27 protein-coding genes and 1 riboswitch are annotated in these 26,805 nt (G+C 71.4%); of the genes, 14 read left to right on the top strand and 13 right to left on the bottom strand.

The window, feature by feature from the left end; translation table 11 throughout:
• Nucleotides 1-28 precede the first annotated feature (28 nt).
• From ACZ7L0_RS16080 to ACZ7L0_RS16070, 3 genes are all read left to right on the top strand, one after another.
• Nucleotides 29-502 carry a carboxymuconolactone decarboxylase family protein gene (locus tag ACZ7L0_RS16080; RefSeq protein ID WP_471243072.1) on the top strand — a complete coding sequence of 158 codons (474 nt, stop codon included), beginning with the start codon at nucleotides 29-31 and terminating at the stop codon, nucleotides 500-502.
• Nucleotides 503-559: 57 nt separating this feature from the next.
• Entirely contained in the window at nucleotides 560-1,483 is a 924-nt protein-coding gene (locus ACZ7L0_RS16075; RefSeq protein WP_471243071.1) for an RNA polymerase sigma-70 factor, read from the top strand.
• 137 nt (nucleotides 1,484-1,620) lie between these two features.
• Nucleotides 1,621-4,026 carry an ATP-binding cassette domain-containing protein gene (locus ACZ7L0_RS16070; protein ID WP_471243070.1) on the top strand — a complete coding sequence of 802 codons (2,406 nt, stop codon included), beginning with the start codon at nucleotides 1,621-1,623 and terminating at the stop codon, nucleotides 4,024-4,026.
• Nucleotides 4,027-4,033: 7 nt separating this feature from the next.
• Here ACZ7L0_RS16070 and ACZ7L0_RS16065 read toward each other — a convergent pair whose 3' ends face one another.
• The gene (locus ACZ7L0_RS16065; RefSeq protein WP_471243069.1) at nucleotides 4,034-4,366 is read right to left on the bottom strand and encodes a hypothetical protein; all 333 of its coding nucleotides are present in this window, start codon (nucleotides 4,364-4,366) and stop codon (nucleotides 4,034-4,036) included.
• Nucleotides 4,367-4,629: 263 nt separating this feature from the next.
• Nucleotides 4,630-5,661 carry a medium chain dehydrogenase/reductase family protein gene (locus ACZ7L0_RS16060; RefSeq protein WP_471243068.1) on the bottom strand — a complete coding sequence of 344 codons (1,032 nt, stop codon included), beginning with the start codon at nucleotides 5,659-5,661 and terminating at the stop codon, nucleotides 4,630-4,632.
• Between the two features lie 139 nt (nucleotides 5,662-5,800).
• On the opposite strand from ACZ7L0_RS16060, the gene ACZ7L0_RS16055 reads away from it, so the two are divergent.
• The 3 genes from ACZ7L0_RS16055 to ACZ7L0_RS16045 all read left to right on the top strand — a co-directional run bounded on the left by ACZ7L0_RS16055 (nucleotide 5,801) and on the right by ACZ7L0_RS16045 (nucleotide 8,657).
• Nucleotides 5,801-6,442, top strand: a complete 642-nt coding sequence (locus ACZ7L0_RS16055) for a TetR/AcrR family transcriptional regulator (protein ID WP_471243067.1) — start codon at nucleotides 5,801-5,803, stop codon at nucleotides 6,440-6,442.
• Between the two features lie 206 nt (nucleotides 6,443-6,648).
• Nucleotides 6,649-7,680, top strand: a complete 1,032-nt coding sequence (locus ACZ7L0_RS16050; RefSeq protein ID WP_471243066.1) for a chitinase — start codon at nucleotides 6,649-6,651, stop codon at nucleotides 7,678-7,680.
• 158 nt (nucleotides 7,681-7,838) lie between these two features.
• Nucleotides 7,839-8,657 carry an SCO2400 family protein gene (locus ACZ7L0_RS16045; RefSeq protein ID WP_471243065.1) on the top strand — a complete coding sequence of 273 codons (819 nt, stop codon included), beginning with the start codon at nucleotides 7,839-7,841 and terminating at the stop codon, nucleotides 8,655-8,657.
• A gap of 44 nt (nucleotides 8,658-8,701) precedes the next feature.
• Here the strand turns inward: ACZ7L0_RS16045 and ACZ7L0_RS16040 are convergent, their stop codons facing one another.
• A complete protein-coding gene (locus tag ACZ7L0_RS16040) occupies nucleotides 8,702-10,246 on the bottom strand; it encodes a PH domain-containing protein (RefSeq protein ID WP_471243064.1) in 1,545 nt (514 codons plus the stop codon).
• Nucleotides 10,247-10,347: 101 nt separating this feature from the next.
• On the opposite strand from ACZ7L0_RS16040, the gene ACZ7L0_RS16035 reads away from it, so the two are divergent.
• Nucleotides 10,348-10,722 (top strand): hypothetical protein, encoded by a 375-nt coding sequence (locus ACZ7L0_RS16035; protein WP_471243063.1) that lies wholly within the window; start codon nucleotides 10,348-10,350, stop codon nucleotides 10,720-10,722.
• A gap of 12 nt (nucleotides 10,723-10,734) precedes the next feature.
• Here the strand turns inward: ACZ7L0_RS16035 and ACZ7L0_RS16030 are convergent, their stop codons facing one another.
• The 3 genes from ACZ7L0_RS16030 to ACZ7L0_RS16020 form a co-directional block, all read right to left on the bottom strand.
• Nucleotides 10,735-11,796 (bottom strand): CU044_5270 family protein, encoded by a 1,062-nt coding sequence (locus ACZ7L0_RS16030; protein ID WP_471243062.1) that lies wholly within the window; start codon nucleotides 11,794-11,796, stop codon nucleotides 10,735-10,737.
• Nucleotides 11,793-12,413, bottom strand: coding sequence for an RNA polymerase sigma factor (locus ACZ7L0_RS16025; RefSeq protein ID WP_471243061.1), 621 nt, complete (start codon nucleotides 12,411-12,413; stop codon nucleotides 11,793-11,795). The genes ACZ7L0_RS16030 and ACZ7L0_RS16025 overlap by 4 nt, the downstream gene beginning before the upstream one ends.
• A gap of 82 nt (nucleotides 12,414-12,495) precedes the next feature.
• Nucleotides 12,496-13,008: a PadR family transcriptional regulator gene (locus tag ACZ7L0_RS16020; protein WP_471243060.1), complete on the bottom strand. Its 513-nt coding sequence runs from the start codon at nucleotides 13,006-13,008 to the stop codon at nucleotides 12,496-12,498.
• Nucleotides 13,009-13,131: 123 nt separating this feature from the next.
• Here ACZ7L0_RS16020 and ACZ7L0_RS16015 point away from each other — a divergent pair, with 123 nt between their 5' ends.
• Together ACZ7L0_RS16015 and ACZ7L0_RS16010 are read left to right on the top strand one after the other, a co-directional pair.
• Entirely contained in the window at nucleotides 13,132-13,692 is a 561-nt protein-coding gene (locus ACZ7L0_RS16015; RefSeq protein WP_471243059.1) for a hypothetical protein, read from the top strand.
• A gap of 92 nt (nucleotides 13,693-13,784) precedes the next feature.
• Complete coding sequence (locus ACZ7L0_RS16010) at nucleotides 13,785-15,269, top strand: MFS transporter (protein WP_471243058.1); 1,485 nt, start codon at nucleotides 13,785-13,787, stop codon at nucleotides 15,267-15,269.
• 50 nt (nucleotides 15,270-15,319) lie between these two features.
• Here ACZ7L0_RS16010 and ACZ7L0_RS16005 read toward each other — a convergent pair whose 3' ends face one another.
• Nucleotides 15,320-15,805, bottom strand: coding sequence for a TetR family transcriptional regulator (locus ACZ7L0_RS16005; RefSeq protein ID WP_471243057.1), 486 nt, complete (start codon nucleotides 15,803-15,805; stop codon nucleotides 15,320-15,322).
• Between the two features lie 94 nt (nucleotides 15,806-15,899).
• Here ACZ7L0_RS16005 and ACZ7L0_RS16000 point away from each other — a divergent pair, with 94 nt between their 5' ends.
• A complete protein-coding gene (locus ACZ7L0_RS16000; RefSeq protein ID WP_471243056.1) occupies nucleotides 15,900-16,961 on the top strand; it encodes an FAD-dependent monooxygenase in 1,062 nt (353 codons plus the stop codon).
• A 22-nt stretch (nucleotides 16,962-16,983) separates the two neighbouring features.
• Here ACZ7L0_RS16000 and ACZ7L0_RS15995 read toward each other — a convergent pair whose 3' ends face one another.
• Together ACZ7L0_RS15995 and ACZ7L0_RS15990 are read right to left on the bottom strand one after the other, a co-directional pair.
• Nucleotides 16,984-17,931, bottom strand: a complete 948-nt coding sequence (locus ACZ7L0_RS15995; protein WP_471243055.1) for an MIP/aquaporin family protein — start codon at nucleotides 17,929-17,931, stop codon at nucleotides 16,984-16,986.
• A gap of 122 nt (nucleotides 17,932-18,053) precedes the next feature.
• Nucleotides 18,054-18,746 (bottom strand): DUF4328 domain-containing protein, encoded by a 693-nt coding sequence (locus tag ACZ7L0_RS15990; RefSeq protein ID WP_471243054.1) that lies wholly within the window; start codon nucleotides 18,744-18,746, stop codon nucleotides 18,054-18,056.
• Between the two features lie 171 nt (nucleotides 18,747-18,917).
• Between ACZ7L0_RS15990 and ACZ7L0_RS15985 the strand changes: the two genes are divergently transcribed.
• Entirely contained in the window at nucleotides 18,918-19,400 is a 483-nt protein-coding gene (locus tag ACZ7L0_RS15985; RefSeq protein ID WP_471243053.1) for an FxLYD domain-containing protein, read from the top strand.
• Between the two features lie 34 nt (nucleotides 19,401-19,434).
• Here the strand turns inward: ACZ7L0_RS15985 and ACZ7L0_RS15980 are convergent, their stop codons facing one another.
• Nucleotides 19,435-20,133 carry a DUF6445 family protein gene (locus ACZ7L0_RS15980; RefSeq protein WP_471243052.1) on the bottom strand — a complete coding sequence of 233 codons (699 nt, stop codon included), beginning with the start codon at nucleotides 20,131-20,133 and terminating at the stop codon, nucleotides 19,435-19,437.
• A gap of 230 nt (nucleotides 20,134-20,363) precedes the next feature.
• On the opposite strand from ACZ7L0_RS15980, the gene ACZ7L0_RS15975 reads away from it, so the two are divergent.
• The gene (locus ACZ7L0_RS15975; protein WP_471243223.1) at nucleotides 20,364-21,089 is read left to right on the top strand and encodes a DUF4142 domain-containing protein; all 726 of its coding nucleotides are present in this window, start codon (nucleotides 20,364-20,366) and stop codon (nucleotides 21,087-21,089) included.
• Here the strand turns inward: ACZ7L0_RS15975 and ACZ7L0_RS15970 are convergent.
• Nucleotides 21,086-22,765, bottom strand: coding sequence for a glycoside hydrolase family 13 protein (locus tag ACZ7L0_RS15970; protein WP_471243051.1), 1,680 nt, complete (start codon nucleotides 22,763-22,765; stop codon nucleotides 21,086-21,088). The genes ACZ7L0_RS15975 and ACZ7L0_RS15970 overlap by 4 nt on opposite strands.
• Nucleotides 22,766-23,014: 249 nt before the next feature.
• Here ACZ7L0_RS15970 and ACZ7L0_RS15965 point away from each other — a divergent pair, with 249 nt between their 5' ends.
• A complete protein-coding gene (locus tag ACZ7L0_RS15965; RefSeq protein ID WP_471243050.1) occupies nucleotides 23,015-23,941 on the top strand; it encodes an LAETG motif-containing sortase-dependent surface protein in 927 nt (308 codons plus the stop codon).
• A gap of 15 nt (nucleotides 23,942-23,956) precedes the next feature.
• Here ACZ7L0_RS15965 and ACZ7L0_RS15960 read toward each other — a convergent pair whose 3' ends face one another.
• Complete coding sequence (locus tag ACZ7L0_RS15960; protein WP_471243049.1) at nucleotides 23,957-24,316, bottom strand: ArsR/SmtB family transcription factor; 360 nt, start codon at nucleotides 24,314-24,316, stop codon at nucleotides 23,957-23,959.
• Nucleotides 24,317-24,396: 80 nt separating this feature from the next.
• Nucleotides 24,397-24,580: riboswitch (cobalamin riboswitch) on the top strand.
• A gap of 29 nt (nucleotides 24,581-24,609) precedes the next feature.
• Between ACZ7L0_RS15960 and nicT the strand changes: the two genes are divergently transcribed.
• On the top strand, nucleotides 24,610-25,704 hold the full coding sequence (nicT, locus tag ACZ7L0_RS15955; protein WP_471243222.1) for a Nickel transporter NicT: 1,095 nt from the start codon (nucleotides 24,610-24,612) through the stop codon (nucleotides 25,702-25,704).
• 7 nt (nucleotides 25,705-25,711) lie between these two features.
• Here the strand turns inward: nicT and ACZ7L0_RS15950 are convergent, their stop codons facing one another.
• Nucleotides 25,712-26,686, bottom strand: coding sequence for a nucleoside hydrolase (locus ACZ7L0_RS15950; RefSeq protein ID WP_471243048.1), 975 nt, complete (start codon nucleotides 26,684-26,686; stop codon nucleotides 25,712-25,714).
• Between the last annotated feature and the right edge of the window lie 119 nt (nucleotides 26,687-26,805).

Genomic DNA, 26,805 nt, shown 5'->3' with positions numbered 1-26,805 from the left:
GCCAGTGACGACAACGGAGGAGCGGACCATGGACGCGCGACTGAACCTCTTCGCCAGCCAGACCGCCGGCAAGGCGCTCAAGCACATCATCTCGGCGGGAAAGACGCTCCAGGACTCGCCGCTGCCGTCCGCGACGCAGGAGCTGGTGGCGCTGCGCGTGAGCCAGATCAACGGCTGCGCGGTCTGCATCGACATGCACACCAAGGAGGCCGCCGCAGCCGGGGAGACCTCGGTGCGGCTGCACCTGGTGGCGGCGTGGCGGGAGGCCACGGTCTTCACCGAGGCCGAGCGGGCCGCGCTGGAGCTGGCGGAGCAGGGGACCCGGGTCGCGGACGGGGCCGGCGGGGTCACCGACGAGGTGTGGGCGCAAGCCGCCAAGCACTACGACGAGGAGCAGCTCACCGCCCTGGTGCTCCTGGTCTCCTTCCTGAACATGGCGAACCGGCTGAACGTCATCAGCCGGCAGCCGGCCGGCGACTACGAGGCCGGGCAGTTCCACTGACACCACCGGTCCCGGGGGCGTTACCGTGGCCTGTCGATCAAGGGGAGGGGAGCCGGCGTGAGCAAGGTCGAGGATTTCGAGGAGCTGCGGCCGCTGCTGTTCTCGATCGCCTACCGGATTCTGGGCAGCGTGAGCGAGGCCGAGGACGCGGTGCAGGAGACCTGGCTGCGCTTCGACGGCTCGGCGACCCGGCCCACGTCGACCAAGGCCTTTCTGTCGGCCACGGTGACCCGGATCTCCATCGATGTGCTGCGTTCCGCGCGGGTGCGGCGGGAGGCGTACGTCGGGCCGTGGTTTCCCGAGCCGCTGCTGAGCGATCCGTACCAGGATCCGGCGCGGTCGGTGGAACTGGCCGACTCGGTGTCGATGGCGGCGCTGCTGCTGCTGGAGCGGCTCAGCCCGCTGGAGCGGGCGGTCTTCCTGCTGCGGGAGGTGTTCGGCTTCGGGTTCGACGAGGTCGCCGCGGCGGTGGGGCGTTCGGAGGCGGCATGCCGGCAGCTGCTGGTGCGGGCGCGGCGGCACATGGAGGCCGGGCGCCCGCGCTTCGAGGCGGACCGTCAGGAGCGGCAGGAGCTCGCGACACGGTTCTTCGACGCGCTGAAGGACGGCGATGTGGGCGGGCTGCAGAACCTGCTGGCCGCCGACGCGCAGCTGGTCGGGGACGGCGGCGGCAAGGCCCCGCAGCTGGCCAGGACCATCATGGGCGCGGAGAAGGTGGCCCGGCTGCTGGGCACGGTCTTCCCCTGGCTGGTCCGGATCGACGTGACGCTGGAGCCGCGGGAGGTCAACGGCCAGCCCGGCGCGATCTTCCGCGACCGGGACGGCGGGATCCTGCAGATCCTGGTCCTCGAGATGCTCGACGGGCGGATTCAGACCGTGCGCGGGGTGAGCAATCCCGACAAGCTCGGCCACCTCGGGCCGGTCGCCGACGCCTGGGCCGTCGACCGCGAGGTGAAGCTGGCCCGCCGGCGGCCGGACTGACCGCGACCGCGGTGCGGGCGGGGAATGCGGGATGCGTTCATTCGTACCGCGCTGGTTAGATCGAGCCCGTCGACGACCGAGCCGGTCGACGCCGACGGGGACCGCGAGGGCGGCCCCGCCCGACGGATGGAGGCACGATGAGCACGGCCCCGAGGACCAAGGCCCAGGCGCCCGCGCCGCACGTTGCCGACAGCCATGACCTGATCCGCGTGCACGGCGCGCGTGAGAACAACCTCAAGGACGTCAGCGTCGAGATCCCGAAGCGCCGGCTGACGGTGTTCACCGGCGTCTCCGGCTCGGGCAAGAGCTCGCTGGTGTTCGACACGATCGCCGCGGAGTCGCAGCGGCTGATCAACGAGACCTACAGCGCCTTCGTGCAGGGCTTCATGCCGACGCTGGCGCGGCCCGAGGTCGACGTACTCGACGGGCTGACGACCGCGATCATCGTCGACCAGCAGCGGATGGGTGCCGACCCCCGCTCCACGGTCGGCACCGCCACCGACGCCAACGCGATGCTGCGCATCCTCTTCAGCCGGCTCGGGCAGCCGCACATCGGCTCGCCCAAGGCGTTCTCCTTCAACGTCCCCTCGATCAGCGGGGCGGGCGCGGTCACCGTCGAGCGCGGCGGGAAGACCGTGAAGGAGCGGCGCAGCTTCAGCATCACCGGCGGCATGTGTCCGCGCTGCGAGGGCCGCGGCACGGTCTCCGACATCGACCTCACCCAGCTCTACGACGACTCCAAGTCGCTCTCCGAGGGCGCGCTCACCATCCCCGGCTACAAGGCGGGCGGCTGGAACTACCGGCTCTACAGCGAGTCGGGGTTCTTCGACCCGGACAAGCCGATCAGCACGTACACCAAGCAGGAGCTGGAGGACTTCCTGCACCGCGAGCCGACCAGGATGAAGATCGCGGGCATCAACATGACCTACGAGGGGCTGATCCCCCGGGTCCAGAAGTCACTCCTCGCCAAGGACCCGGAGGCGATGCAGCCGCACATCCGGGAGTTCGTGGACCGGGCGGTCACCTTCACCGCCTGTCCCGAGTGCGGCGGCACCCGGCTCAGCGAGGCGGCCCGCTCGTCCCGGATCGGCGGGGTCGGCATCGCCGACGCCTGCGCGATGCAGATCAGCGACCTCGCCGAATGGGTCCGCGGCCTCGACGAGCCCTCGGTGGCGCCGCTGCTCGCCACGCTGCGCCACACCCTGGACTCGTTCACGGAGATCGGGCTGGGGTACCTCTCGCTCGACCGGCCGGCGGGCACGCTGTCGGGCGGTGAGGCGCAGCGCGTCAAGATGATCCGCCACCTCGGCTCCTCGCTCACCGACGTCACCTACGTCTTCGACGAGCCCACCACGGGCCTGCACCCGCATGACATCCAGCGGATGAACGACCTGCTGCTGCGGCTGCGGGACAAGGGCAACACGGTGCTCGTCGTGGAGCACAAGCCGCAGACGATCGCCATCGCCGACCACGTGGTCGACCTGGGCCCCGGCGCCGGTACGGCGGGCGGCACGGTCTGCTTCGAGGGCACCGTCGAGGGGCTGCGGGCCGGGGGCACCGTGACCGGCCGCCATCTCGACGACCGGGCCGCACTCAAGGAGACGGTGCGGGAGCCCGCCGGCCGGCTCGAGGTCCGCGGCGCGACGGCGCACAACCTGCGCGGTGTCGACGTCGACTTCCCGCTCGGGGTGCTGGTCGTGGTCACCGGCGTCGCGGGTTCCGGCAAGAGCTCGCTCGTACACGGGTCGCTGTGTCAACAGCCGGGGGCGGCCGGCGCGGGTGTGGTGTCGGTCGACCAGAGCGGGATCCGCGGCTCGCGCCGGAGCAACCCGGCGACGTACACCGGGCTGCTGGAGCCGATCCGCAAGGCCTTCGCGAAGGCCAACGGCGTCAAGCCGGCGCTGTTCAGCTCCAACTCCGAGGGCGCCTGCCCCAACTGCAACGGCGCCGGCGTAGTCTTCACCGACCTGGCGATGATGGCCGGTGTCGCCACCACCTGCGAGGAGTGCGAGGGAAAGCGGTTCGAGGCGTCGGTGCTGGAGTACCGGCTCGGGGGCCGCGACATCAGCGAGGTGCTCGCGATGTCGGTGACCGAGGCCGAGGAGTTCTTCGGCTCCGGCGAGGCGCGCACACCGGCCGCGCACACCGTCCTCGGCCGGCTCGCCGACGTCGGGCTCGGCTACCTGAGCCTCGGTCAGCCGCTCACCACGCTGTCCGGCGGTGAGCGGCAGCGGCTCAAGCTGGCGACCCACATGGCCGAGAAGGGCGGTGTCTACGTCCTGGACGAGCCGACCGCCGGTCTGCATCTCGCCGACGTCGAGCAACTGCTCGGCCTGCTCGACCGGCTCGTCGACTCCGGCAAGTCGGTCATCGTCGTGGAGCACCACCCGGCGGTCATGGCGCACGCCGACTGGATCATCGACCTCGGTCCCGGCGCCGGTCACGACGGTGGCCGGATCGTCTTCGAGGGCACACCCGCCGATCTCGTGGCCGCCCGCTCCACCCTCACCGGCGAGCATCTGGCGGACTACGTCGGCGCCTGATCGGGGCTCAGTGGCGGACCATGGCGCAGGTGAGCGTCATCATCCCCTTGTTCGTCTTGACGACGTATCTGCTCCCGCTGAGACCGCCGATGTCGAACCGGCCCGAGTTGTCCGTCGTGACGGTGCCCGAGCTTGATCCCGAGTAGGTCACCTTCGTGCCGTGGCCGAATCCCACGCCCCACAGGTGGTATTTGCCGTTCGACTCTTTCTCGACATGGCATGCCGCGCGGGGGGCGGCGCCGTGTGCGGCGGTGGTCGAGGCGTGTGCGGCGACCGCCGGGCTCAGCGCGAGCGCGGGGGCCACCAGGAACGTGAGTGCTGCGAGACGTGTTCGGTCCATCGTTCGTTCTCCCTCGGGTCTGCCGGTGCGGCCGATGGGACGTGACGGCTCCGTCACCCGCGGCAGCGGTCGCACAGGACACCGAGGGGAAGCCTCGCTCCGTCACGCCGGGCACCTCGGAGCGTGTTTCACGAGGTGCGCTGCTGTTTTTCATCGTATCGTCCGATTTGCCGCACGGCATCTCGCGCACTACCGGGCCAGGCGGTGTCCGGTCCGCGCGACACCGGAAGCACAGTCAACTCCCGTTTTAGTGACGCGAGTTGCTACGGGGTGAGGACGACCTTTCCGGCGACCGTGCCGGATTCGGCCAGCCGCAGAGCGTCGGCGGCGCGGGTGAGCGGCAGTTGGGCGGCGACCTGGGCGGTGACCTCGCCGCGCTGGAGGGCCTCGAAGACCTGGGTGAGGTCGGCGCTGAGGCGGGCCCGGAACCGGTTCCTGGACAGGGCTCGGCCGGCCCAGACGTTGAAGAAGCCGGCGCGGCGGCGGTTGGGCAGGGCGTTCCACAGCCACACCCGGCCGAGGAGTTTGAGCACGGGCCACTGCTTGGATCCTTCGGCGTCGCGGGTGGAGGCGGTGCCGTAGGAGACGAGGGTGCCGCCGGGGGCGAGCAGGCGCCAGGAGTCGACGATGCCGCGGCCTCCGACGTGGTCGAAGACGGCGTCCACCCCGTCGGGGGCCAGCTCGCGGATGCGCGCGGCGATGTCGCCGGTGCGGTAGTCGACGGGGGTGACGCCCTGTTTCCGCAGCGCGTCGTGGTGGCGTGGGGAGGCCGTGCCGATCACCTTCGCGCCCGCGGCGTGGGCGAGTTGGACCAGGACCGAGCCGACGCCGCCGTTGGCGCCGTGCACCACGACGGTCTGGCCGGCGCGCACCCGTGCCTTGCGGTGCAGCATCTGCCAGGCGGTGATGCCGTTGAGCACCAGGGTCTCCGCCTCCGCCGCGCCGATGCCGTCGGGCACCGGCACCAGGTCCGCCGCGTCCACGAGGACGTGGCTCGCCCAGCCGCCGACCTTGACCAGCGCGGCGACCCGGGTGCCGGCGAGGCCCGGTGCCACGCCCTCGCCGGTCGCCAGCACCGTGCCGACCAGGTCGTAGCCGGGCACGAAGGGGAACGGCGGCTGGTCGTAGTACCGGCCGCGGCGCATCTGCTGCTCCGCGAAGGAGACGCCCGTCGCCTCCATCCGGATCACTGCCTGTCCCGGGCCCGGGGCGGGGACGGCCCCGTGCCGGATCTGCAGGCCCTCGGGCTCGACCTTGCCCGGCAGGACGACCTCGACGAGTCCTTCGGCGTTCATGACGACCTCCATCACGGCTTTGCGTTACTCGGCTTCGCGTTCGTTAGAAGTTGTAACGCGATGCTGCGGGAAGTGTCAATAGCTTTCGTGATAGGGTCTAACTAGACCGTGAAGGTGTAAGGGCGGAAGGTGGCAGGCCATGACGGACACGGGGGGCGCGAAAACCCCGCGCGAGCGCTACCGCATCCAGGTGCGCGAGGAGATCAAGCAACGCGCGTGGGAGCAGATCGCCACGGCGGGGGCCTCCGCGCTCTCCCTCAACGCGATCGCCAAGCAGATGGGAATGAGCGGGCCCGCTCTCTACCGGTACTTCGCCGGACGCGACGAGCTGATCACCGAGCTGATCAGAGACGCGTACCGAAGCCTCGCCGACACCTTCCGCGCGGCCTCCGCCTCCGGTGCCGACGTCGCGGCGCTGGCGCACGCCCTGCGCGGCTGGGCACTGGACGACCCCCAGCGGTACTTCCTCGTCTACGGCACACCGGTCCCCGGCTACCACGCACCCGAGGACATCACCGCGATCGCGTCCGAGATCATGGCGATCCTGCTCGACGCCTGCGCCGCGCCGCCCGCGGACAGCCCCGCGACGGCGTTCGACACCCACCTCGAAGCCCACCGGCAATGGGCGGACGGCCACCCCGCCCCACCAGCGGCCCTGCACCGCGCCCTGGCCTTCTGGACCCGCCTGCACGGCATCCTGTCCCTGGAACTCGCGGGCCACTTCACCGGGATGGGGTTCGACCCCGGGCTGCTCTTCGCCGCCGAAGTGGACGACATCTAAGCGGGGGCGGGACGACAGGACGTAGCGCTCGCGGGACCGGGCCGCGGGCATGGTCCGGGCCAACTCGTGCCCAGCCAACAGTAAAGAACCTTGACAATTAATTGGTCTAGTCCAACGATGGTCGGCGCCCCCCACTCCGCCCTTCCGCCCTTCCTGTGGGAGCGTCCATGAGACGACCTGGTTCTCTTCGCACGTTGCTGTCCTGTATGACCGTCACCGCCCTGTCGGTGGGGCTGGCCGCCCTCCAGGGAGGGAGCGCGCTCGCCGCGGGGCAGGGGTCCTCGCACCCCGCGAAGCCCCTGCCCTCGCATGTCGCGGCGCCGTACTTCGAGACATGGACCGGTGAGAGCCCGGCCGCGCTCGCCGCCGAGTCGGGCAACAAGTACCTCACGATGGCCTTCCTCCAGACGGACACGGCCGGCTCGTGCACCGCGTACTGGAACGGCGCAACCGACCAGCCCGTCTCCAAGGCGTCCTTCGGCGACGACATTGCCGCGATCCAGGCACGCGGCGGCAACGTGATCCCCTCCTTCGGCGGCTACAGCGCCGACACCACCGGCACCGAACTGGCCGACAGCTGCACCAGCGTCGACTCCATCGCCAAGGTGTACGAGAGTCTCGTCACGACGTACGGCGTCACCCGGATCGACCTCGACGTCGAGGCCGACTCCATCAACAACACCGCCGGGATCGACCGCCGCAACAAGGCCATCGCGAAGGTCCAGCACTGGGCCGAACGCACCGGCCGGCACGTGCAGTTCTCGTACACCCTGCCGACGACCGACACCGGCCTCGCGCCCAGCGGTGCGACGCTGCTGCGGAACGCCGTCGACAACGGCGCGCGCGTGGACGTCGTCAACATCATGACGTTCGACTACTGGGACGGCGCCACGCACGACATGGCGGCCGACACCGAGACGGCCGCGACCGGGCTGCACGCCCAACTGGCGGCCCTCTATCCGAAGAAGAGCCCGGCGAACCTGTGGCACATGATCGGCGTCACCGAGATGCCCGGCATCGACGACTACGGCCCCGAGGAGACCTTCACCCCGCAGGACGCCGTCACGGTGGAGCACTGGGCCGCCGCCAAGGGCATCAACACCCTCTCCTTCTGGGCCCTCCAGCGCGACAACGGCACGTGCGTGGGCACGGCCGGCGCCAACTCCTGCTCCGGCATCGCGCAGGACACCTGGTACTTCAGCCATGTCTTCGAGCCGTTCACACGCGGCACCTTCTGACGGGATCCGCGCAGGAGCATCACACAGGCTGCACACAGTCTTTCGAAACAGTCGTTAGCGTTGCTGGCCATTCGATCCCCCGTACGAAAGCCCACGTACGAACGTGACCAGGTCGCGGCCCGGCAGGGCGACGGCACGGCAACTCAGGAAGACCGCAGATGGACTACTGCTCCTCGTGTCGTCGACATCTCAACGGCGCCCTGGTGTGTCCCGGGTGCGGTGCCTACGCCCCCGACATCGCCCCGGCCACGGCCGACGGCCGGATCGTCCCGGCCCGGCCCGCGGGCGCGACGCCGGACCCGGCGGTGTGGGCGGTCACGGCTTCGGAGCCGTGGCCGGACGAGGCCCCGCACACCGAGCCCTCCGGTGACCCCGAGGCCGTGCCGTCCGCGCCGCAAGGGCGGGCGGCACGGCGCCGTCAGCTGGCCCGCTGGAAGAAGAACCAGCGCCGGGCCGTGGTCGCCACCGCCGTCGCGCTCGTCGGCGGCGGCCTGACCGTGGCCGCGATGGACCGGCAGCCCGGCGACCGCGCACAGGCGGCCACCGCGCCGGAGGACCCGGGCACACGCGCCGCGGAGGAACCGACCTCGCGGCACACCCGCCCGGACGCGCCCCGCACCGACACGCACCGGTCCACGCCCACTCCCCCCGCACAGTCCCCCGCGACCGGCCTCCCGCACCAGCGGTCCGCCCCCGCCCCGCTCCACACCACGGCACCGAGCACTCAGCCGGCCGCCCCCGCCGCCGCTCCGCAGTCGGCGCACACGGCTCACACGGCTCACACGACCGCCCCGCGGCAGCAGACCGGCTCCTCGTCCTCCTCCGGCGAGTCGGCCGCCGACCAGACCGGTACGGCGGCACAGCAGCCCTCCACGCCCGCCGCCGAAGGCAACGACCCGGGAACGCCTCAGGCGAGCCCCTCCCCGGCTTCGACGTCGCCGTCGCAGCTGTGCCTGCTCGTGGTCTGCCTCGGCTGATCCCGCCGGGCCGTACGGGCAGAACGTTCCTCAGACGGTCGTGCTCACGGGGCCTCGGCGTCCGCGGGGGCCCTCGCGGGGCGCAGTTCGCGCAGGATCCGCGTGAGGTCGCCGGGGGCGGCGGCGAGGCGGACCGGGGTACCGGCGTCGTCGAGTTCGGCTATGTGCCAGCTTCTGGGGACGGTGTCCCCGTCGCTGCCGCGGGCGCGGCGCACGTTGCCGACGGTGAGCCGCTCCACCGGGATCCGCTTCGCCGCGAACCGGCCGGGACCGGGGGTCACGGCGGGCGGGCCGTCCCCGAGGGCGATGTGGGTGCCGAAGCCGTGCGGGTTGTAGTCGGTGTGCTCCAGGAAGCGGGCGGCCAGGAACACCTCCTCGTCCGGGTCGGCGGCCTCTTCGGTGACCCTGGCCGCCAGGGGTGTACGGACGCGGGTGGCGCGCCACGCCCCGACGAAGAGGGCCAGGGTGGCCGAGGAGCCCACGGCGGCCCAGGTGATGGCCGCGGAGGAGGTGAGCAGGGTCGTGGGGTGGAGGTAGCACAGCGGCAGCAGCCACAGGGCCGTACCGACGAGCGCGCCCGCGAACGGAAGCGCCGACGGGAGCACCTCGTCGTCGGGCAGCCGGCGCCCGCGCAGACGCAGCAGCACCTGCGCACCGGGCCAGCCGGCGGCGAGGGCGAACCCGGCCGCCACCACGGCCAGTTCCCCGGCGGCGGGCATGTGCTCGCGCCACACCTCGCGCTCGCCGACGATCTCTCTCACCCGGCCGCGCCAGACGGTCAGTTCGACGCTGTCACCGGGCCGGAACCCCAGGGCCGCCTCGCGCGTGACCCCGACCCGCTCCAGCGGCCGGCCGTCGGCGAAGTACAGCCAGCTGCTCACCTTCGGCCTGTTGGCCTCGGTCCGCGTGATCACGGCCCGCAGGGTGGTCAGGCAGTCGGCACGCCCGGCGGCGGGCGTCCCGGCGGCGCACGGGGTGGCCGACTGCCACGCCCGCTGGTCCGCGGCGGCGTCCGGCACGAACCACGTGGCCACGCCCGCACACCCCAGCAGCAGCGCGCACAGCGCCACGGACCCGGCCCAGCCCCGCCCGGCGGTGCGGTGCGAGACGACGGGGACGTGACTCGACCGCGGGACCCCGTGACGGCGGTGCAGCGTGCGCAGCGCGGCCAGCCGCGCGTCGAACTCGGGGTCGTCGGACGACCAGCTCCGCGGCAGGGGCAGCAGACGCTTACGGCCGTCGCGCAGCACCAGGCCGATACGACGGGCGTCCTGGACACGGGAGTTGTTCGTGTACGTCAGGTGTACGCGCAGGTCGGTGACGTCCTGCCAGGGCACGCTCCGGTGGCGCAGCAGCGTACGGAAACGGATGCCGCGGGCATCGGCGGTCATCCGGGCCCTGACCGCGCGCAATGACATGACACCCACCAGCGCCGGCAGCAGGCCCCCGGCCAGCCAGACGGCGGGCGGCCCTCCCCCGTACGCCGCGCGCAGCACGGCCAGGCCCGCCCCGACGGCCCCGAGCAGCACGAAGAACCACAAGGTGCGCCGGTACGGGGGAAGGCACCTCACTTCACCGACATCGGTCATGCGCGGCATCCTGGCATCGCCCGACATGCGCTTACTTGTGCCGGGTCCGGCAGTTTCCCGGCCCCCGACGTTGCCGACTCGGTGGAGTAGTCTCCTCATCCATGTCGCACCCTGATGACCTGCTCGTCGGCCTCGCCGCGCTGGTGGAGTCGGAGCAACACAGTCGGATGTCCCTCACCGTGGTGGTTCCCGGAGCCGTCATCACCGGACGGCTGGCCCCCGAGGCCATGTGGAAGGAGCGGGTGGCGGAGGTCCTGCACGGGTCCCCGCAACTGGGCGCCTTCGCCGCCGCGTTCGCCTCCTCCGACGCCGGTGAGCCGACGCGGGACGAGGCCCGGCCGACTCACCTTCACTTCCATCTCGCGCGGATCCTCCAGGGCAGCTTCGGCATCCCCGACACGGGCGGCATGTACCGCGTCGCCCTGGCGGACGTCAGCGCCTGGACCGTCGGGGACATCGGCTACTCGGACCAGTGAGCGCGGGCCGGGTCAGCCGTCCGCCTTGCCGGGCTTCGCGCCCCGGTGGTCGACGACCCCGCGTTCCATGATCGCGTTGCTGCCGAACAGCGTGGTGGGCCTGGGGTTCTTCGTCCTGTCCTTGGTGATGTAGGAGCGCGAGCCGAGGTAGGCGAGGCTGTGCTTGTCGAAGATCCACTCGCTGCGGGTCGCGGAGGTGGAGTCCTCGTGTGTGATGGCGATGCCGTGCCGGCCGGCGGCGTCGACGGCGTCGGGGATCTCGGTCACGCCGGGGATCCCCGACGCCGCCTTGTAGAGCGCGGCGGCGTTCGCGGGCGGCATGACCGTCTCGTTCAGCAGGTCGCCGATCGTGCCGAAGACGGCCTGGTCCTTCGACATGTCCTCGTCCACCCGCGTCTTGGCGTAGAGCAAGTCGAGCAGGGCGTCGGGGTCGGTGGGCAGCGAGGCCAGCCACGTGTAGGTGGGGCGGTGGATGCCCGCCGGGGCGGGGGAGCCCTCCTCGACGGGGATCGTCTCGCCGGACATCGGGACGCCCTTGCCGGTCTCCAGGATCCACCCGGCGGTGGTGACGGGGGCGGGGTCCTGCACCATCCAGACCTTCCGCTCGTGCACGGGTCCGAGCTTCACCGGGCCTTCGAAGGTGCCCTCGTTGGAGCGGACCAGGCTCCTGACGTAGACCAGTTGGCCGTCCTTCACCGGGCTCGCGTCGGTCTTCATGGCCGCGGCGGCGATCCGGTCGAGGGTGACGGACGCGCTGTCGGTCCCGGCGGTGCCCGCGGTGGCGTGCCCGCCCCGCGCGGCGGAGCCGTCGCCGCCGGAGAGGGTGACGACCAGCGCTCCGGCCAGTGCCATCGACGCGGCGGGCAGCAGCACGGCGGCCCGCAGGAGCCGGTGGCGGCGCGGCGCCGGGGACTCCTGCGCCGAGGGGGTGAGGTCTTGGTCGATGCGCTGCATCAGTACGTCCTTGTAGTGGAGGTGCCGGCTCCGCGGGAGGTCCCATTCGGCCGGGGCCGACAGCAGCTCCTCGGCCTCGCTCCGGGCGGAGCCGCCGGGGGGAAGGTCGTCAGCGTTCACGGGGTTTCCTCCTGCAGGAACAGGGCCGCGAAAGCGGCCTCACTCTCCATCTCTCCGCGAGGGCGCGGCGGTTCCGGTTCTTCCCGGTCGGGTAGGCCGCTGCTGAGCCGGGCGAGTCGCGTGCGGGCTCGGGACAGCCGCGAGCGCACGGTGCCGACCGGGATGCCGAGGGCCTCGGCCGTCTGCCGGTAGTCCAGTCCGGACGCCACGCACAGGGTGAGCACCTCCCGGTCCTGGCGGCGCAGCCGGCGCAGCGCGTGGTGGACCAGCGCGAGTCGCCGGGCGTCGTCGATCCGGCCCGCCGTCTCGTCGGCGAAGTCCTCGACGGGGCGTGGTTCGGGGCTGCGGGCCAGGAAGGCGAGCCGGCGGCGGACGCCGCGGTTGGCGTTGCGCGCCTTGTGCGTGGCGATGCCCAGCAGCCAGGGCTTCAGTGATCCGCCCTCCGGCTCCACCGTCTCCCGGGCGCGCCAGGCGGCGAGGAAGGTCTCGGACATCGCCTCCTCGGCCTCCGACCAGTCGCCGGTCAGCCGCAGGGCATGGTTGTAGACCGCCCGCGCGTACTCCTCGTAGAGCTCGGCGAAGGCTTCGCGGTCCCCCGCACGGATGCGCGCACGCACTGACTCTCCTCGTTCCGTCTGCCGCCTCACACCTGTTACTCCCTGCGGAACGAGCGGAGTTCCTGTGCCCTGCGTCACACCCTCACTCGATCAGCTCCGCCGCCCACCGGGCCCACTCCTTGCGCATCTCGTTGAACCGCAGGCCGTACTCCAGGACGATCCGGCCGTAGACCGAGAGGTTGTCGTCGTCCCAGTCGATGGACTCCATCAGCCCGCGCAGATCCTCGTGCACCTGGCCGGACAGTTCGGCCAGTCCGGTCAGGTGGGCCCGGGCCTGCTCGGGGGGCAGGACCCCGAGGAAGAAGACGCGGAGCAGGATGTCGCTGCGGACGGTGCGCTGGGGGCGGGTCTCGGTCAGCCAGTGCCGCAGTTCGGCGAGCCCCTCGTCGGCCAGGGCGTACTCCTTGCGGCCCCTCGGGCCCTCGGAGGCGACCGTGATCAGTCCGGCGTCCGCCAGCTTGGTCAGCTCCGTGTAGATCTGGCTCTGGGTGGCGGGCCAGACGTTGGCCAGCGACGTCTCGAACAGTTTCAGCAGGTCGTAGCCGCTGGCGGGGCGCTCCGCTAGGAGGCCCAGCAGTGCGTGTCGAAGACTCATACCCCCAGCTTACCTTCCAACCTTGACATGTCATTTATGGACCTTCTACTTTTGACATGTCAGAAGAGAAAGCAGCAAGCACGCAAGGCCAGTCCGGAGAGAACCGCCGAAACGGAGAGACCCATGTCCTACCTGCGCACCTTCCTCCCGTGGATCGTCTTCGCGGTGCTGCCCTCCGGCAGCTGGCAGTGGGGAGCCCTTACCGCCCTGGTGGTCGCGGTGGCGGTGATCGGCCGGCAGGTACGGGCGGGCACCGGCTTCGACGCGCTGATCATCGAGCTGGGCTCGGCGGTCTTCTTCGCCGTCCTGACCGTGGTCGCCTTCGCCGATCCGCACTCGGGCGTGCACGGCTACTCCGCCGCCCTCTCCTCCGGCACGCTGGCGGTCATCGCCGGGGTCTCGCTCGCCATCGGCAAGCCGTTCACGCTGGGCATCGCCAAGCGCACCACGCCGCGCGAGGTCTGGGGACTCAGGCCGTTCATCCGGACCAACGTGGTCATCACCGCCGTATGGACCGCGGCCTTCGCCCTGACCGCCGTCGCGCTCGCGGTCATGTCGCACGCGGGGAACGCCCACTCGACCGCCGCCACGCTGGTCCAGATCGCCGGCTTCGCGGTCCCGATGGTGTTCACCGTCCGCTACGTCGCCCACGTCCAGGCCAAGGCCGGGCAGGCCGTCCGATAGCCGCGCGGACGGGTCCCGATTTAACTTGCGTAAGTCAAGCAAGCTGCATATGTTTGAGTAAGTCAAGCAATGCACCTTGATGGAGGCCCGCCATGTCCGACGCCCCTGCCGGACCCGCCGCCACGGGGTCATCCGCCCCGCCGCGGCCGAACGCCGTCGTGGCGGTCCTCGCCCTGGCCGGCATCGTCGTGTCCCTGATGCAGACCCTGGTCATACCGATCGTCCCGGAGCTGCCGAAGCTACTGGACGCCCCGGCGTCCGACACCGCCTGGGCGGTCACCGCCACCCTGCTCGCCGCCGCCGTCGCCACCCCGGTCGTCGGCCGGCTCGGCGACATGGTCGGCAAGCGGCGGATGCTGCTGGCCAGCATCGTGCTGCTGGTGTCCGGCTCGGTGGTGTGCGCGCTGGCCGACTCACTGGTCCCGATGATCGTCGGCCGCGCGCTGCAGGGCCTGGCCGCCGCCGTGGTCCCGCTCGGCATCAGCATCATGCGCGACGTACTGCCCGCCGAGCGGCTGGCCGGCTCCACCGCCCTGATGAGCGCCTCCCTCGGCGTCGGCGGCGCCCTCGGACTGCCCTCCGCCGCCTTCATCGCCGACAACTGGGACTGGCACATCCTGTTCTGGACCTCGGCCACCCTGGGTGCCCTCGCCCTGCTGCTGGTCCTGCTGGTCGTGCCCGAGTCCGCCGTGCGCACCGGCGGCCGCTTCGACCTGACCGGCTCCCTCGGCCTGTCGGCCGGGCTGGTGTCCCTGCTGCTGGCCGTCTCCAAGGGCGCCGACTGGGGCTGGACCAGCGGCACCACCCTGGGCCTCGGCGCCGCCGCGGTCGCGATCCTGGCGGCCTGGAGCTGGTGGGAGCTGCGCAGCCCGCAGCCGCTGGTCGACCTGCGCACCACCGCCAGGCCCCAGGTGCTCCTCACCAACCTGGCCTCGGTCGCGCTCGGCTTCTCGATGTTCGCGATGCCCCTGGTCCTGCCGCAGCTGCTCCAGCTGCCCACCCAGACCGGCTACGGCCTCGGCAAGTCCATGCTCACCGTCGGCCTGGTCCTCGCCCCGCAGGGCCTGGTGATGATGGCCATGGCCCCGGTCTCCGCCGCCATCATCAAGGCCAAGGGCCCGAAGGTCACGCTGATGATCGGCGCGGCGATCGTGGCCACCGGGTACGGGCTGAACATCGTCCTGATGAACGAGGTCTGGCACCTCATCCTGGTGTCCTGCATCATCGGCGGCGGCATCGGCTTCACCTACGGCGCGCTGCCCGCGCTCATCATGAGCGCCGTGGACCCCTCCCAGACGGGTGCCGCCAACAGCCTCAACACCCTCATGCGGTCCCTGGGCACCTCCTTCGCCAGCGCCATCGCCGGCGTCATCCTCGCCCAGATGACCACCGACTTCCACGGCTACGCCCTGCCGTCCGAGAACGGCTTCAAGGTCGTCATGGCCATAGGTGCCGGAGCCGCCCTGCTCGCCCTCACGGTCGCCTCCTTCATCCCGAGCCGCCGCCCGGCCGTCGAGGCGGCGCCCCGGGCGGAGGGGGACGACGAGACGGCGGGGGTCTCCGGGGCCCGGGCGTAAGGCCTGGCGGTCCCCGGCGGTACGGGCCCGGAACCCACGTTCCGAGCCCGTCAGTCCGCGAGCGCGCGCAGCCCCGCCACGACCTCCGCGCCCGACGGGGCGTGCTCGGGATCCACCAGCCACTGGAGCATCAGGCCGCCGAGCACGGCGAGTGGCACCGAGCCGCCGAGGCCCTCCCGGCCCATGCCCAGCCCTTCGGCGAGGTGCTCGCGCACCGCGGGGGACCGTTCGGCCTGGACGGCGGCCTCCAGCTGGGCCACCCACAGGGACCGATGGGTGGTGAAGCTGTCGATGTACGCCTGCCAGCGCTCCTCGGGGTTCTCCTGCGAGCCGTGCCGGGCGAGTTCGTCGCCGAGCTCGTCCACCGCCTCCACCAGCGCCTGCGTGAGCAGTGCCTCCCGGGAGCCGAAGTGATAGCCGATGGCGGCATGACTGACCCCGGCGGCCGCGGCGATGTCCCGCACCGTGGTGCGGGCCCAGCCGCGCTCGACCAGGCACTGCTTGGCTCCGGCGAGCAGGTCTTCGCGGTTTCCCATGCGCGCAGCATAGCGAGGGTTGCCCAGACGGTTTATACACGCGTCTTGTCCATTTGGATTGACCATTTGGACAAGGCCCCGCTACGGTCGCCCCATGACCGACACCAGGGTTCTGATCTCGGGTGCGAGCGTGGCCGGACCGGCCCTCGCCCATTTACTGCGCCGCGACGGGTACGACGTGACCGTGGTCGAGCGCGCCCCGTCCCTCCGGGACAGCGGCTACGCGGTGGACTTCCGCGGCGCCGCGTTCGACGTGCTCGAGGAGCTGGGCATCCTCGACGAGGTGCGCGGACACGACACGCAGATGCGCGGCACCGCCCTCCTGGACGAGACGGGAGCTGAGGCCGGACAGCTGCCGGCCGAGACGTTCGCCGGTGAACTGGAGGTGCCCAAGCGGGAGTTGACCCAGATCCTGCACCGCCTCACCGCGGCCGACGTGGAGTACGTGTTCGACGACTCGATCAGCGCGCTCACCCAGCACGAGTCCGGCGTCACGGTCGAGTTCGAGCGCGGCGAGACCCGCGAGTTCGGCCTCGTCATCGGCGCGGACGGGCTGTTCTCGAAGGTGCGGCAGCTCACCTTCGGGCCCCATGCCGACGCCCTGCGCCACCTGGGGCTGTCCGGCACCGGGTTCACCACGGCCAACTTCCTCGGCCTGGAGCGCAGCGGGGTGCTGCAGCAGGGCGAGGGCACGGCCATCTACATGTTCAGCGGACGTGACGCGGACCGGCTGGCGGTGAGCCTGTCCTTCCGGACCGACTCGCCCGCGCTGGACCGGCTCGGCCGCGGCGCGCAGGAGGAGGCGGTGCGGGCCGCGTTCGCCGGGCACGGCTGGGAGGCGCCCCGGCTGCTGGAGGCGATGGCGGCGGCGGACGACTTCTACTTCTCCTCGTCCTGCCAGGTCCACCTGGACCGCTGGTCGGACGGCCGGGTCGTGCTGGTCGGCGACGCCGGGTACTGTGCCGCGCCGACCAGCGGCATGGGCACCTCCCAGGCCCTGATCGGCGCCCGCGCACTGACCCGGCACCTGGCCGGCGCCGACGGCGACCACACGGCCGCGTTCGCCGCCTACGAGGCCGAACTGCGCCCGTACGTCACCGAGAACCAGGCCACGGGACGACAGGGCGCGGTCGCCTTCGGCGGGCGCGTGGAGTAGCGGACCCGCGTCAGGGGGTGTCCTAGCCCTCGTCCGTGCCCTTCGTGGGCCGTGTGCGGCCGGGCTCCGGCAGTTCGTCCATCTGGGCGCGGATGTGCAGGACGTCGCCGATGAACAGGTCGTACACCAGGACCCCGATGACCCCGCCGACCAGCGGTCCGACGATCGGGATCCAGAAGTAGTTGCTGAACCAGGCTCCGTCCCCCGGCAACGCGAAGTCCTTCCACCCCGCCAACCAGGTGAACAGCCGCGGGCCGAAGTCGCGGGCCGGGTTGATGGCGTATCCGGCGTTCGCGCCGAAGGACATGCCGATGGCCGCCACCGCGAAGCCGACCAGCAGGGGGCCGAGGTTCGCCTGCACGGCCGTGTTCCGCAGGTCGATGAGGGCGACGACCAGCATCACCAGGAAGGCGGTGCCGACGATCTGGTCGATCAGCGGGCCCCAGACGCCACCGTTGAAGTAGGGCGCCGGGAAGGTGGCGAAGATGGAGAAGGTGGCGAGCGTGTGCCCGCCCTCCTTCGGTACCCCCTTCGAGGCGTTGTCGAAGGCGTTGATCGCGTCGTGGTAGACGGCGAAGACCAGCGCCGCCCCGGCGAAGGCGCCGAGCAGCTGGGACACCCAGTACGGCAGCACCTTGGGCCAGGGGAACTTGCGGCGCACCGCGAAGGCCAGCGTCACCGCCGGGTTGATGTGGGCGCCGCTGACGCCGCCGGCCACGTACACGCCGAACACGACCGCCAGTGCCCAGCCCCAGGTGATCAGCAGCCAGTCACCGGCGGCCAGGAAGATCGTGGTGGGCGATTCGGTACGGCCCGAGCCGGGCAGCGCGCCGACGGCCGTCGCGACCACGCCGCATCCGAAGGAGATCAGGACGAACGTCCCCAGGAACTCCGCCAGGCATTCGCCCAGCAGTCCTCCGCGGCTTCTCAGCGTGGAGGGTTTGACCAGGGGAGGGATTTCGACAGCCATATCGGCCCCCTCAGTGAGAGCATCCGGCCATACGACCGATCACGAAACCGGCCATAACCCCATCGTTGCGCATGAATGGGATGACGGACACCGGAGGCTCTCACAGGGGCGCCGACGTGGGCTCACGGCTGGTGGGCGGGCACTCCCCGGGCCGGGACACCGGCCGCGATCCGCCGGTCCTGGGCCGCCGTGATGGCGCGTACGACGAAGACCCCGGCGACCGCCGCGCCCACGATCACCGCATCGGAGGCCAGCAGGGGCCACACCTCGGTGTAGGCGCGCTCGATGACCTCGTCCGTGGAGTCGGTGTACAGCAGGCCGACCCCGCTCACCATCCCGACCAGCCACAGGCCCCACCACACGTTCAGCGAGCGCGGCAGGGGCTGTCCGGGGACGCTCTTGTGGTGGACGTCCGCGAGGATGCCGCGCGGCACCCACAGGTTCGCGACGGGCACGATCCACCCCACGTAGATCCAGATCCCGGAATAGCGCGGCGGCTCCCCCGAGAGGGCGCGCGCGTTGTCCCGGACGTGCCCCAGCCAGGACAGGAACACCAGCGCGCAGAGCAGCGAGGCACCGCCCCCCACCGTGCTGACCAGGTGGTACGAGTCCTCCAGCCCGGTCAGTGGCCGGTGCACGCCCTCGCCCTGGTCCGGCGGCCCGGACGCCGGCTCCCCGGCCAGCGACAGCCGCGCCTGCCACACCCCCCGCACCACCCAGGCGGCCCCGGCGAGCAACAGCGCGCCCTCGGCACACCTGGCCACCACCCGGCCCGGCCGCAGACCGGCGGGCTGCTGCTCGTAGTCGTCGTTCACCTGGGCATCCTGTCCTAGGTCCGATTGTTTCCGCCATGTCAGACGAGAAAAGCGGCGCCCCGGTCACGTCACCCGTGGTACGCCGTGCGGATGACCCGGCATGCGGTGCCGTGGCCGTGGTCCTTGACTGGAGGGGAGAACCACGGGGGACGGGACAGGGACGGAGTCGGAATGACGGGTCTGACGGGTCTGGCGGGTCCACGGACGGGCGCGGTGCTGACGCTCGTCGCATGCCTGGGCGCGGGACTGGGCGGCTGCTCGGACGGCAACAACCCCTCGGACGCGGTCAGCAAAGCCACGTCCTACGCCTCTCAGGCCGCGTCGGCGGTGGCCTCGGCGACCGCGGAGGCCGGGCACAAACTGGACGAGGTGAAGGGCGGCGTCAACGCCAAGGACGCGGTCAAGCTGGGCTCCGTGGCCACCGGCTCGGACGGTCGCACGACGGTCGAGGTCACCGCCGGCAACAAGACGGACTCCACCAAGTCCTTCGCCGTCCAGGTCAATTTCACGGACGGGAGCGGGAACCTCCTGGACGCGGCCGTGGTCACCTTGCCGGACGTCCGGGCCGGTGCGTCGGCCAAGGCGACGGCCCGGAGCAACCGCAAGCTGTCGGGAGCGGTGAAGGCGGAGCTGGCGAGGGCGCTGCGGTACTGAGCCGGCCGCTCGGGTCCGGGCCCGGGTGCCCGGCTCAGGCCATCCAGAAGAAGACCGCCGTCATCCGCTTCTCCTCCAGCGTCCGGCCGAAGTAACCGGTCGCGCTGTGCACGAGGTTGGCGTTGTAGAGGAGCAGGCGGTTGTACCTGTGCGGCACGCGGACGTCCTCCTCGAAGGCGTCCGGCGCCACGAAGCGGGTGCCGAGGGCCTCGACGAGGTTGTTGTGCGGGGCCTGGACGACGTTCCCGCCGAGGCGTCCGCCGGGCAGGGACTGCCGGTAGAAGCTGGTCCCGCGGTCCCCCGGCACGCCCGGGTTGAGGTACAGCACGGCCGCGTACCGGCACAGCGCCCGCGAGTCGGTGTGCGGCCGGGGTTCGCTCTCCCCCTCGCCCACCACCTGTACGCAGTTGTGGTTGAGGGTGCCCCCGCCGGGCGCCCGCTGCACCCACAGCTCCCCGGCCCCCGTGGCCTTCTTCACCAGCCGCTCGATCCGGCCCAGTTCCCCCGGCTCCAGCCCCGGCATGGCCCGCAGCCCCGGCCAGGTCTCCTGCGTGTACGGATACCCCTGGACCCAGTCGTCCTTGGCCACGCACCGCTGCCGTACGGCGTCCACATCGGGCAGGACGTCGTCCAGGACCCAGTAGTCGCGGCCCTTGGTGGGCTTGCGGTACGGGAGCACGGGCAGGGCGGCGGCAGCCCTCGTGGGCTGCGGAAACCGCGGTGACATGGACATGCGGCGAACGTACAGCGGGGGCCCCTCTGGACTCTCCCCACGACTGGTCAACGTTCGGTCAACGACCGGGGGCTCAAAAGTTTTTGCCCGAACCATAGAGTCATACGGCTTCCCCATCCGTACTCCTGTGCGTCCGAACCGTTCACCCAGTGGGCGGGATCCACTACCGGGCAGGAGGCACGGTGCGCTTTTCGCGGAACGCGACGGGAACTCTCTTCGTGGGCGGGGCGATGGCGGTGACGCTCGCCGCACTCGCGTACCCGAGCATGCTCGGGGTGTCCACCGTCTCCACCGACCAGTCCCGCATCATCGCGAACACCCAGTGGGGGCCCCTGACAGAGGGCGACCGGGACTTCGTGGTGAAGGTGCGTGCGGCGGGCCTGTGGGAGTACCCGGTCGGGCAGATCGGCCTGCAGAAGGGCCAGTCGCAGGCGGTCAAGACGGCGAGCCAGCACCTGGTCGACGGGCACGCCGCGCTGGACACCACCTGCCGCAAGATCGCGCCCATGCTGAACATCACGCTGCCCAACATCGCGAGCCCGCAGCAGGAGGGCTTCGTCACGCAGCTGAAGGGTGACACCGGCAAGCAGTTCGACACCGACTTCGCCAACATCCTGCGCATGACCCACGGCTCGATCTTCAACACGGTCGCGAAGGTCCGGTCGACCACGAAGAACACCCTGGTGCGAGCCTTGGCCGACCAGGCCAACGACACCGTGCTCGATCACATCACCGTGATGGAGAAGACGGGCATGGTCGACTTCGACACGACCCTCAACACGCAGACCAACCCGCCGAAACTGCCAGGCTCCGACGTGACCCCGCCGCCCCCGCCCGCCGGGCAGCCGGAGGTGGTGCTCACCCCGCCGCCGAACGCCACGTCCACCCCGGTCGACATCGACGGCATCGCCGGCGGCGCCGCAGCCGCCAACCCCAGTCCGTCATCGGCGGGCTAGGCCAGCCACACCGTTGTGTCCGGCGGCAGGACTCCCGCCTCCGGTAGCGGCGTACTGCTCACCAGCACCTCTCCGGGCGGCAGCGAAATCGCGCCGTCCGAGAGGTTGGTGACGCACCGCCAGCCATCCGAGCGGGTGAAGTGCAGGACGCCGGCCGGGGTGTCCGGCGCCCAGGTCAGCGACTCGCCCTCCAGGAGTTTGCGGCGCAGGCGCAGGGCCCTGCGGTAGAGCTCCAGGGTGGAGTCCTCGACTCCGTCCTGGGCCTGAACCGCGTACGCCGCGAAGCCAGAGGGCTGGGGGAGCCACGCGCCCCCGGCCCCGAAGCCGTACGAGGGGCCGCCGGTCGTCCACGGCAGCGGCACCCGGCAGCCGTCGCGGCCCTTGCGGACGTGGCCGGTCTGTTCCCAGATCGGGTCCTGGAGGACCTCGGTGGGCAGGTCGGCCACCTCCGGCAGACCGAGTTCCTCGCCCTGGTAGACGTAGGCGGATCCGGGCAGCGCCAGCATGAGCAGGGTCGCCGCCCTGGCCCGGCGCAGGCCCGCCGCCTCGTCGACGCTCGGCGCGTTGCCGCCGGACAGCAGCCAGGCGTTGTCGTCGGTGCCGGGCGGGAGCACCAGGCGGGAGGCGTGGCGTACGACATCGTGGTTGGAGAGCACCCAGGTGGCCGACGCTCCCACCGTGCGGGCGGTGCGCAAGGAGTCCGTGATGACCCGGCGCAGTTCGTCCGCGTCCCAGCCCGCTTGCAGGTACTCGAAGTTGAACGCCTGGCCCAGTTCGTCCGGGCGGGCGTACAGCGCGCGGCGGGCATCCGGGACCCAGGCCTCGGCGACCGCCGTGCGGGGCGGGGCGTAGGCGTCGAAGACCTTGCGCCAGTCGCGGTAGACCTCGTGGACCTCGTCGCGGTCCCAGTAGGGGTGGCTGCCGGGCGACACGCGCAGCAGGGCCTCCTCGCCGGTCGGGCTCAGATCGCCGAGGTCGCGGAGCGGTTCGGTGAGGTCCTTGGCCAGGCCGTGGGCCACGTCGACGCGGAAGCCGTCCACACCCCGGTCGGACCAGAAGCGCAGGGTGGTGCGGAAGTCGGCGCGGACCTCCTCGTTGTCCCAGTTGAGGTCGGGCTGCTCGGGGGCGAACAGATGCAGGTACCACTGGCCGTCGGGGACCCGTTGCCAGGCGCTGCCGCCGAAGACCGACTGCCAGTCGGTGGGCGGGAGTTCGCCGTGCTCGCCCCGGCCGTCCCGGAAGACGTAGCGGTCGCGGGCCGGGGAGCCGGGTCCGGCGCGCAGGGCCTCCTGGAACCAGGGGTGCCGGCGCGAGGTGTGGTTGGGGACGATGTCGACGACGACCTTCAGGCCGAGGCGGTGGGCCTCGGCGACCATGGCGTCGAAGTCGTCCAGCGTGCCGAGGCGGGGGTCGACGTCCCGGTGGTCGGCGACGTCGTAGCCGCCGTCGGCGAGTTCGGAGGGGTAGAAGGGGCTCAGCCACAGGGCGTCGACGCCCAGCGCGGCGACGTGGTTCAGGCGTTCGGCGATGCCCCGGATGTCGCCGAGCCCGTCGCCGTCGGCGTCGGCGAAGCTGCGGGGGTAGACCTGGTAGATGACGGCCTGGCGCCACCAGTCGGGGTTCCTGGACGAAAGGTCGGTCACGTGGGCTCCCTTGGGGAAGGACGACAAGGGCATCCCTGTCCACATTGCCGGGAAAGCGAAACTTCACACCCTGCGGAGTAGATCATTCCCAGTGTGTCGAAGTTGTGATGAGGCATGAACTCCCCTTGCATCAGCGCAGGTTGACAGGGTTCAGCCGGTCGACCCACCATGTGCACACGCTGTGGCGCATCTGACCAATGGGCCCGGTGTTTCCTCTGCCTTCTCCTGCCTTCCCCCCTGCCTTCTCCGCATGGGAAGGTCTCAGATCCTGATGGGATACACATGTCCATAGCGAGACGTGTCACCACCCGCCGCCTGCTGGGGACGGGCGCCGCGACGCTCGCCCTCTGCGCGGCCTCCGTCGCCGCCGCCTCCGGCGCCTGGGCCCACGACGGCGGTGACGGCTGGAAGTCCGGCGGCACCTACAAGCCGGGCACCGGCGCGGGCACGGAGACCGGGACCGACCGCTGCCAGTTCTCGCTCGACGGCACCGGCTTCTACGACTCGGTCAAGGTCGACGACCAGAACCTCAAGCCCACCGAGGACGGCAAGGTCCACATCAAGGTCCGCACCGCCGGTGACGCCTCCACCTGCACCGCCTCGCTGGCCTCCTACCTCGCCCACGGTTCCTCCTTCGGCACCTCCGGCGAGCAGATCTTCGTGGACTTCGACTCCGTGACGGTGAAGCCGGGCCAGACCGAGTCCCTCGACATCGCGGTACCGGACGCGGGCTGCTTCGCGCAGATCGACCTCTATCGGGGCGCGGTCAAGTTCGACGGCGAGCTCGACGCCAAGGACGGGTTCGAGCACGGCGACCTGCCCAAGGGCCCGGACCACCCCGTCATCAAGGACAAGCTGATCGCGGCCTGGAACGGCGGTTCGAAGGACTGCACGTCCACCGAGACCGCCACGCCGACCCCGTCCGCCCCCGAGTCCGTCCCGGCCCAGCCCTCGACCCCGGCCGCGGAGACCGCCACCCCGACCCCGAGCGCCTCCGAGTCCACGCCCACCGAGTCGGCCACCCCGACCCCGTCCGCCTCGGAGTCCACCCCGGCCGCGGCCCCGACGCCCGACGGGGGCGGCGGCGACCTGGCCGAGACCGGTGGCGGCAGCGGCTCCGCCGTCATCGCCGCAGGCGCCGCCGTGCTCCTCGCGGGCGGCGCGGTGATCGTGGTCGCCACCAGGCGCAGGCGCACCGCCCGGGGCTGATGCCGTAAGCGGGTGTCAGCCGCCGTCCGCGGTGCAGTGCTTCAGCAGTCCTCGCACCTCGGTGTCCACCACCCGGTACCTGACCACCCGCCCCTCCTTCTCCCCCTCCACGACCCCCGCCGCCCGCAGCAGCCGCAAGGCCTGCGAGACGGCGGGGTCGTTCATTCCGGTCGCGATCGCCAGATCGGACACGGCCAGCGGGCCGGTGCGGTGCAGGGCCAGCAGCAGCGCGAGGCGCTTGGGGTCGGCGAGCAGGGCGAAACGGTCGGCCCACGTGCGCACATGGCCGGGCTCGCCGATCGCGGCGATGGCGTCGCAGACCCGGTGGCCGTCGATGGTGCGACGGTCCGCGCGGTCGGCAGGGACGAGATGCATGCCCTCATCCTCGCAGGCGCCGTTTTGTGATCTTCGATACCTGCGCAGGTACGCAGCTATGCAGGAAACCGCTCGCACCCCTACGGTGATCAGGCCGTGGTGCTCGGGAAGTCGATGCGATGTCGACGCGGCCCTCGCCACTGTGATCGGGGAGTTCCCGTCCCGTCCGGCACCCGCCGGGCCACTGGTCGTACGACCGGGAAGGCAGGGACGGCGGACGTACGACCCGTAAGCCAGGAGACCGGCCACGGCAGCTCACGAAGTGATCCACGAGGTGCTGGAGCGTGAACCGGATGGCCCTGCCCGAATCCACGTCGGCTTTCCGCTGGCGGCGCGAGGACACCCTCAAAACGGCAGGGCTGATGGCGGTGATCGTCGCCCTGCACGTCGTCGCGTTCGGGATCCTCTTCCTGCTCGTCGTCCCCGAGCACTACAAGGTCGGCACCAAGGCCTTCGGCATCGGCCTGGGCGTCACCGCCTACACCCTCGGCATGCGGCACGCCTTCGACGCCGACCACATCGCCGCGATCGACAACACCACCCGCAAGCTGATGGCGGACGGCAAGCGGCCGGTGTCGGTGGGCTTCTGGTTCGCGCTGGGGCACTCCAGCGTGGTCGTGCTGCTGGCCGCGCTGATCGCGGGCGGCACCCAGCTCGCCGGCAAGGTGATGAACGAGGGCTCTCGCACCCACCAGGTCCTCGGCTTCCTGGGTACGACGATCTCCGGCACCTTCCTCTACCTCATCGCCGCCCTCAACCTGGTCGCCCTGCTGGGCATCCTGCGCGTGTTCCGGGCGATGCGGGCGGGGACGTACGACGAGCGGGAGCTCGAACAGCACCTGGACTCCCGGGGGTTCATGAACCGGATCCTCGGCCGCCTCACCAAGTCCATCAGCCGGCCCGGGCAGATGTTCCCGCTCGGGTTCCTCTTCGGGCTCGGCTTCGACACCGCCACCGAGGTCACGCTGATGGTGATGGCCGGCTCGGGTGCGGCGGCCGGGCTGCCCTGGTACGCGATCCTGTGCCTGCCGCTCCTGTTCGCCGCCGGTATGAGCCTGTTCGACACGCTCGACGGCACCTTCATGAACTTCGCCTACCAGTGGGCGTTCTCCAACCCCGTACGCAAGGTGTTCTACAACCTCACCATCACCGGCCTGTCCATCGCCGTCGCCTTCTTCATCGGCACGATCGAACTGGTCGGCGTCCTGCACGAGAAGCTCGACCTGCGCGACGGCCTCACCGGCTGGATCGCCGGCCTGAACCTGGACAGCGTCGGCTATGTCATCGTCGGCCTGTTCGTCGTCGTGTGGGCGGCGGCGCTGGCGTACTGGCGGCTCGCGAAGGTGGAGGAGCGGTGGGCGGTACCGGCCCCCGCCTCCTCGGAGTGAGCCGCGTCTAGCGTTCGACCGTCTCCAGGTACAGCTTGACGAACCGGTCCACGTCCACGTCCAACGCCACGTCCACCAGGGGCTGTTCGCGGTGGCCCTCATGGATCTCGGACTCGCCGGGACGCGGGCGGCGGTCGACGATGGTCTGACCCCGGGTCGGGCCGGGGGCGAGGGAGACCTCGACGGGCAGCAGGCTGGTGGTGATGCCGGCCGGGTCGGCGACCGCGCAGACCGCGCCCGCGTCGCCCAGGCCGCCGGCTGCCTCCGCCTCGGTGGGGCCGCCCTGGGTGGTGGGCCGGTGCGCGAGCAGCTCGCCGGCCAGCCGGGTGCCGGGCTCTTCGCTCGCCCGCAGTCGCCGTACGTCGGTGCCGGGGACCACGACCCGCTGGAAGACGTCGAGGCCGTACATGGTGATCGGCACCCCGGCGGTCAGCAGGATCGCCGCCGCCTCCGGGTCGTGCCAGACGTTGAACTCGGCGACCGGCGTGGCGTTCCCGGTGGCCACGGCGCCGCCCATGAACACGATCCGCCCGATGTTGCGCGTCACCTCCGGGTGGGTGCGCAGCAGCAGGGCGATATTGGTGAGCGGGGCCGTCGGGATCAGGGTGACCGGACGCGGGGAGGCGAGGATCTCGCGCCGCAGCAGCGACACCGCGTCCAGGTCGACCGGCCTGCGGTTCGGGGCGGGCAGGCCGATGTCACCCATGCCGTCCCGGCCGTGCACATGCTCAGCCGGGCGAATGGCCTCGATCAACGGCCGCTCGGCCCCCCGGGCCACAGGGAGGTCCGGCGCACCGGCCCGCTCCAGCACGGTCAGCGTGTTCCGCACCACCTGGTCCACGCCCGTGTTCCCGGCGACACAGGTGACGGCCCGCAGGTCCAGCGCCGGATGCCGGACGGCGAACAGCAGGGCCAGCGCGTCATCGACGCCGGTGTCACAGTCGATGATCACGGGAATGGCGGCAGCGTTCTGCTCGGTCACGACAAGTCTCCCTCCTGCGTCCCACGTCCCGACCCTATGCGCCCCTCACCCCGAGAGCACGACCCCACAGCGAGCAGATCGACGGGACACCGCGCCCGCCCCGGACCCGGGGGCGCCCT

The sequence above is a fragment of the Streptomyces sp. NPDC039424 genome, assembly GCF_055639495.1.
Note: the sequence above shows the minus strand (reverse complement) of the source record. Positions and strands in the feature narration are given on the sequence as shown.

Coding starts and splice junctions, on each gene's coding strand:
- nicT (WP_471243222.1), top strand. CDS start 24,610: ATGGCCCTGCCCGAATCCACGTCGGCTTTCCGCTGGCGGCGCGAGGAC.
- ACZ7L0_RS16050 (WP_471243066.1), top strand. CDS start 6,649: ATGACCGTCACCGCCCTGTCGGTGGGGCTGGCCGCCCTCCAGGGAGGG.
- ACZ7L0_RS16015 (WP_471243059.1), top strand. CDS start 13,132: ATGTCCTACCTGCGCACCTTCCTCCCGTGGATCGTCTTCGCGGTGCTG.
- ACZ7L0_RS16070 (WP_471243070.1), top strand. CDS start 1,621: ATGAGCACGGCCCCGAGGACCAAGGCCCAGGCGCCCGCGCCGCACGTT.
- ACZ7L0_RS16000 (WP_471243056.1), top strand. CDS start 15,900: ATGACCGACACCAGGGTTCTGATCTCGGGTGCGAGCGTGGCCGGACCG.
- ACZ7L0_RS16020 (WP_471243060.1), bottom strand. CDS start 13,008: ATGAGTCTTCGACACGCACTGCTGGGCCTCCTAGCGGAGCGCCCCGCC.
- ACZ7L0_RS15975 (WP_471243223.1), top strand. CDS start 20,364: ATGGCGGTGACGCTCGCCGCACTCGCGTACCCGAGCATGCTCGGGGTG.
- ACZ7L0_RS16055 (WP_471243067.1), top strand. CDS start 5,801: ATGACGGACACGGGGGGCGCGAAAACCCCGCGCGAGCGCTACCGCATC.
- ACZ7L0_RS15970 (WP_471243051.1), bottom strand. CDS start 22,765: ATGCCCTTGTCGTCCTTCCCCAAGGGAGCCCACGTGACCGACCTTTCG.
- ACZ7L0_RS16005 (WP_471243057.1), bottom strand. CDS start 15,805: ATGGGAAACCGCGAAGACCTGCTCGCCGGAGCCAAGCAGTGCCTGGTC.
- ACZ7L0_RS16060 (WP_471243068.1), bottom strand. CDS start 5,661: ATGAACGCCGAAGGACTCGTCGAGGTCGTCCTGCCGGGCAAGGTCGAG.
- ACZ7L0_RS15980 (WP_471243052.1), bottom strand. CDS start 20,133: ATGTCCATGTCACCGCGGTTTCCGCAGCCCACGAGGGCTGCCGCCGCC.
- ACZ7L0_RS16035 (WP_471243063.1), top strand. CDS start 10,348: ATGTCGCACCCTGATGACCTGCTCGTCGGCCTCGCCGCGCTGGTGGAG.
- ACZ7L0_RS16045 (WP_471243065.1), top strand. CDS start 7,839: ATGGACTACTGCTCCTCGTGTCGTCGACATCTCAACGGCGCCCTGGTG.
- ACZ7L0_RS15965 (WP_471243050.1), top strand. CDS start 23,015: ATGTCCATAGCGAGACGTGTCACCACCCGCCGCCTGCTGGGGACGGGC.
- ACZ7L0_RS15960 (WP_471243049.1), bottom strand. CDS start 24,316: ATGCATCTCGTCCCTGCCGACCGCGCGGACCGTCGCACCATCGACGGC.
- ACZ7L0_RS16040 (WP_471243064.1), bottom strand. CDS start 10,246: ATGACCGATGTCGGTGAAGTGAGGTGCCTTCCCCCGTACCGGCGCACC.
- ACZ7L0_RS15985 (WP_471243053.1), top strand. CDS start 18,918: ATGACGGGTCTGACGGGTCTGGCGGGTCCACGGACGGGCGCGGTGCTG.
- ACZ7L0_RS16065 (WP_471243069.1), bottom strand. CDS start 4,366: ATGGACCGAACACGTCTCGCAGCACTCACGTTCCTGGTGGCCCCCGCG.
- ACZ7L0_RS16010 (WP_471243058.1), top strand. CDS start 13,785: ATGTCCGACGCCCCTGCCGGACCCGCCGCCACGGGGTCATCCGCCCCG.
- ACZ7L0_RS15995 (WP_471243055.1), bottom strand. CDS start 17,931: ATGGCTGTCGAAATCCCTCCCCTGGTCAAACCCTCCACGCTGAGAAGC.
- ACZ7L0_RS16080 (WP_471243072.1), top strand. CDS start 29: ATGGACGCGCGACTGAACCTCTTCGCCAGCCAGACCGCCGGCAAGGCG.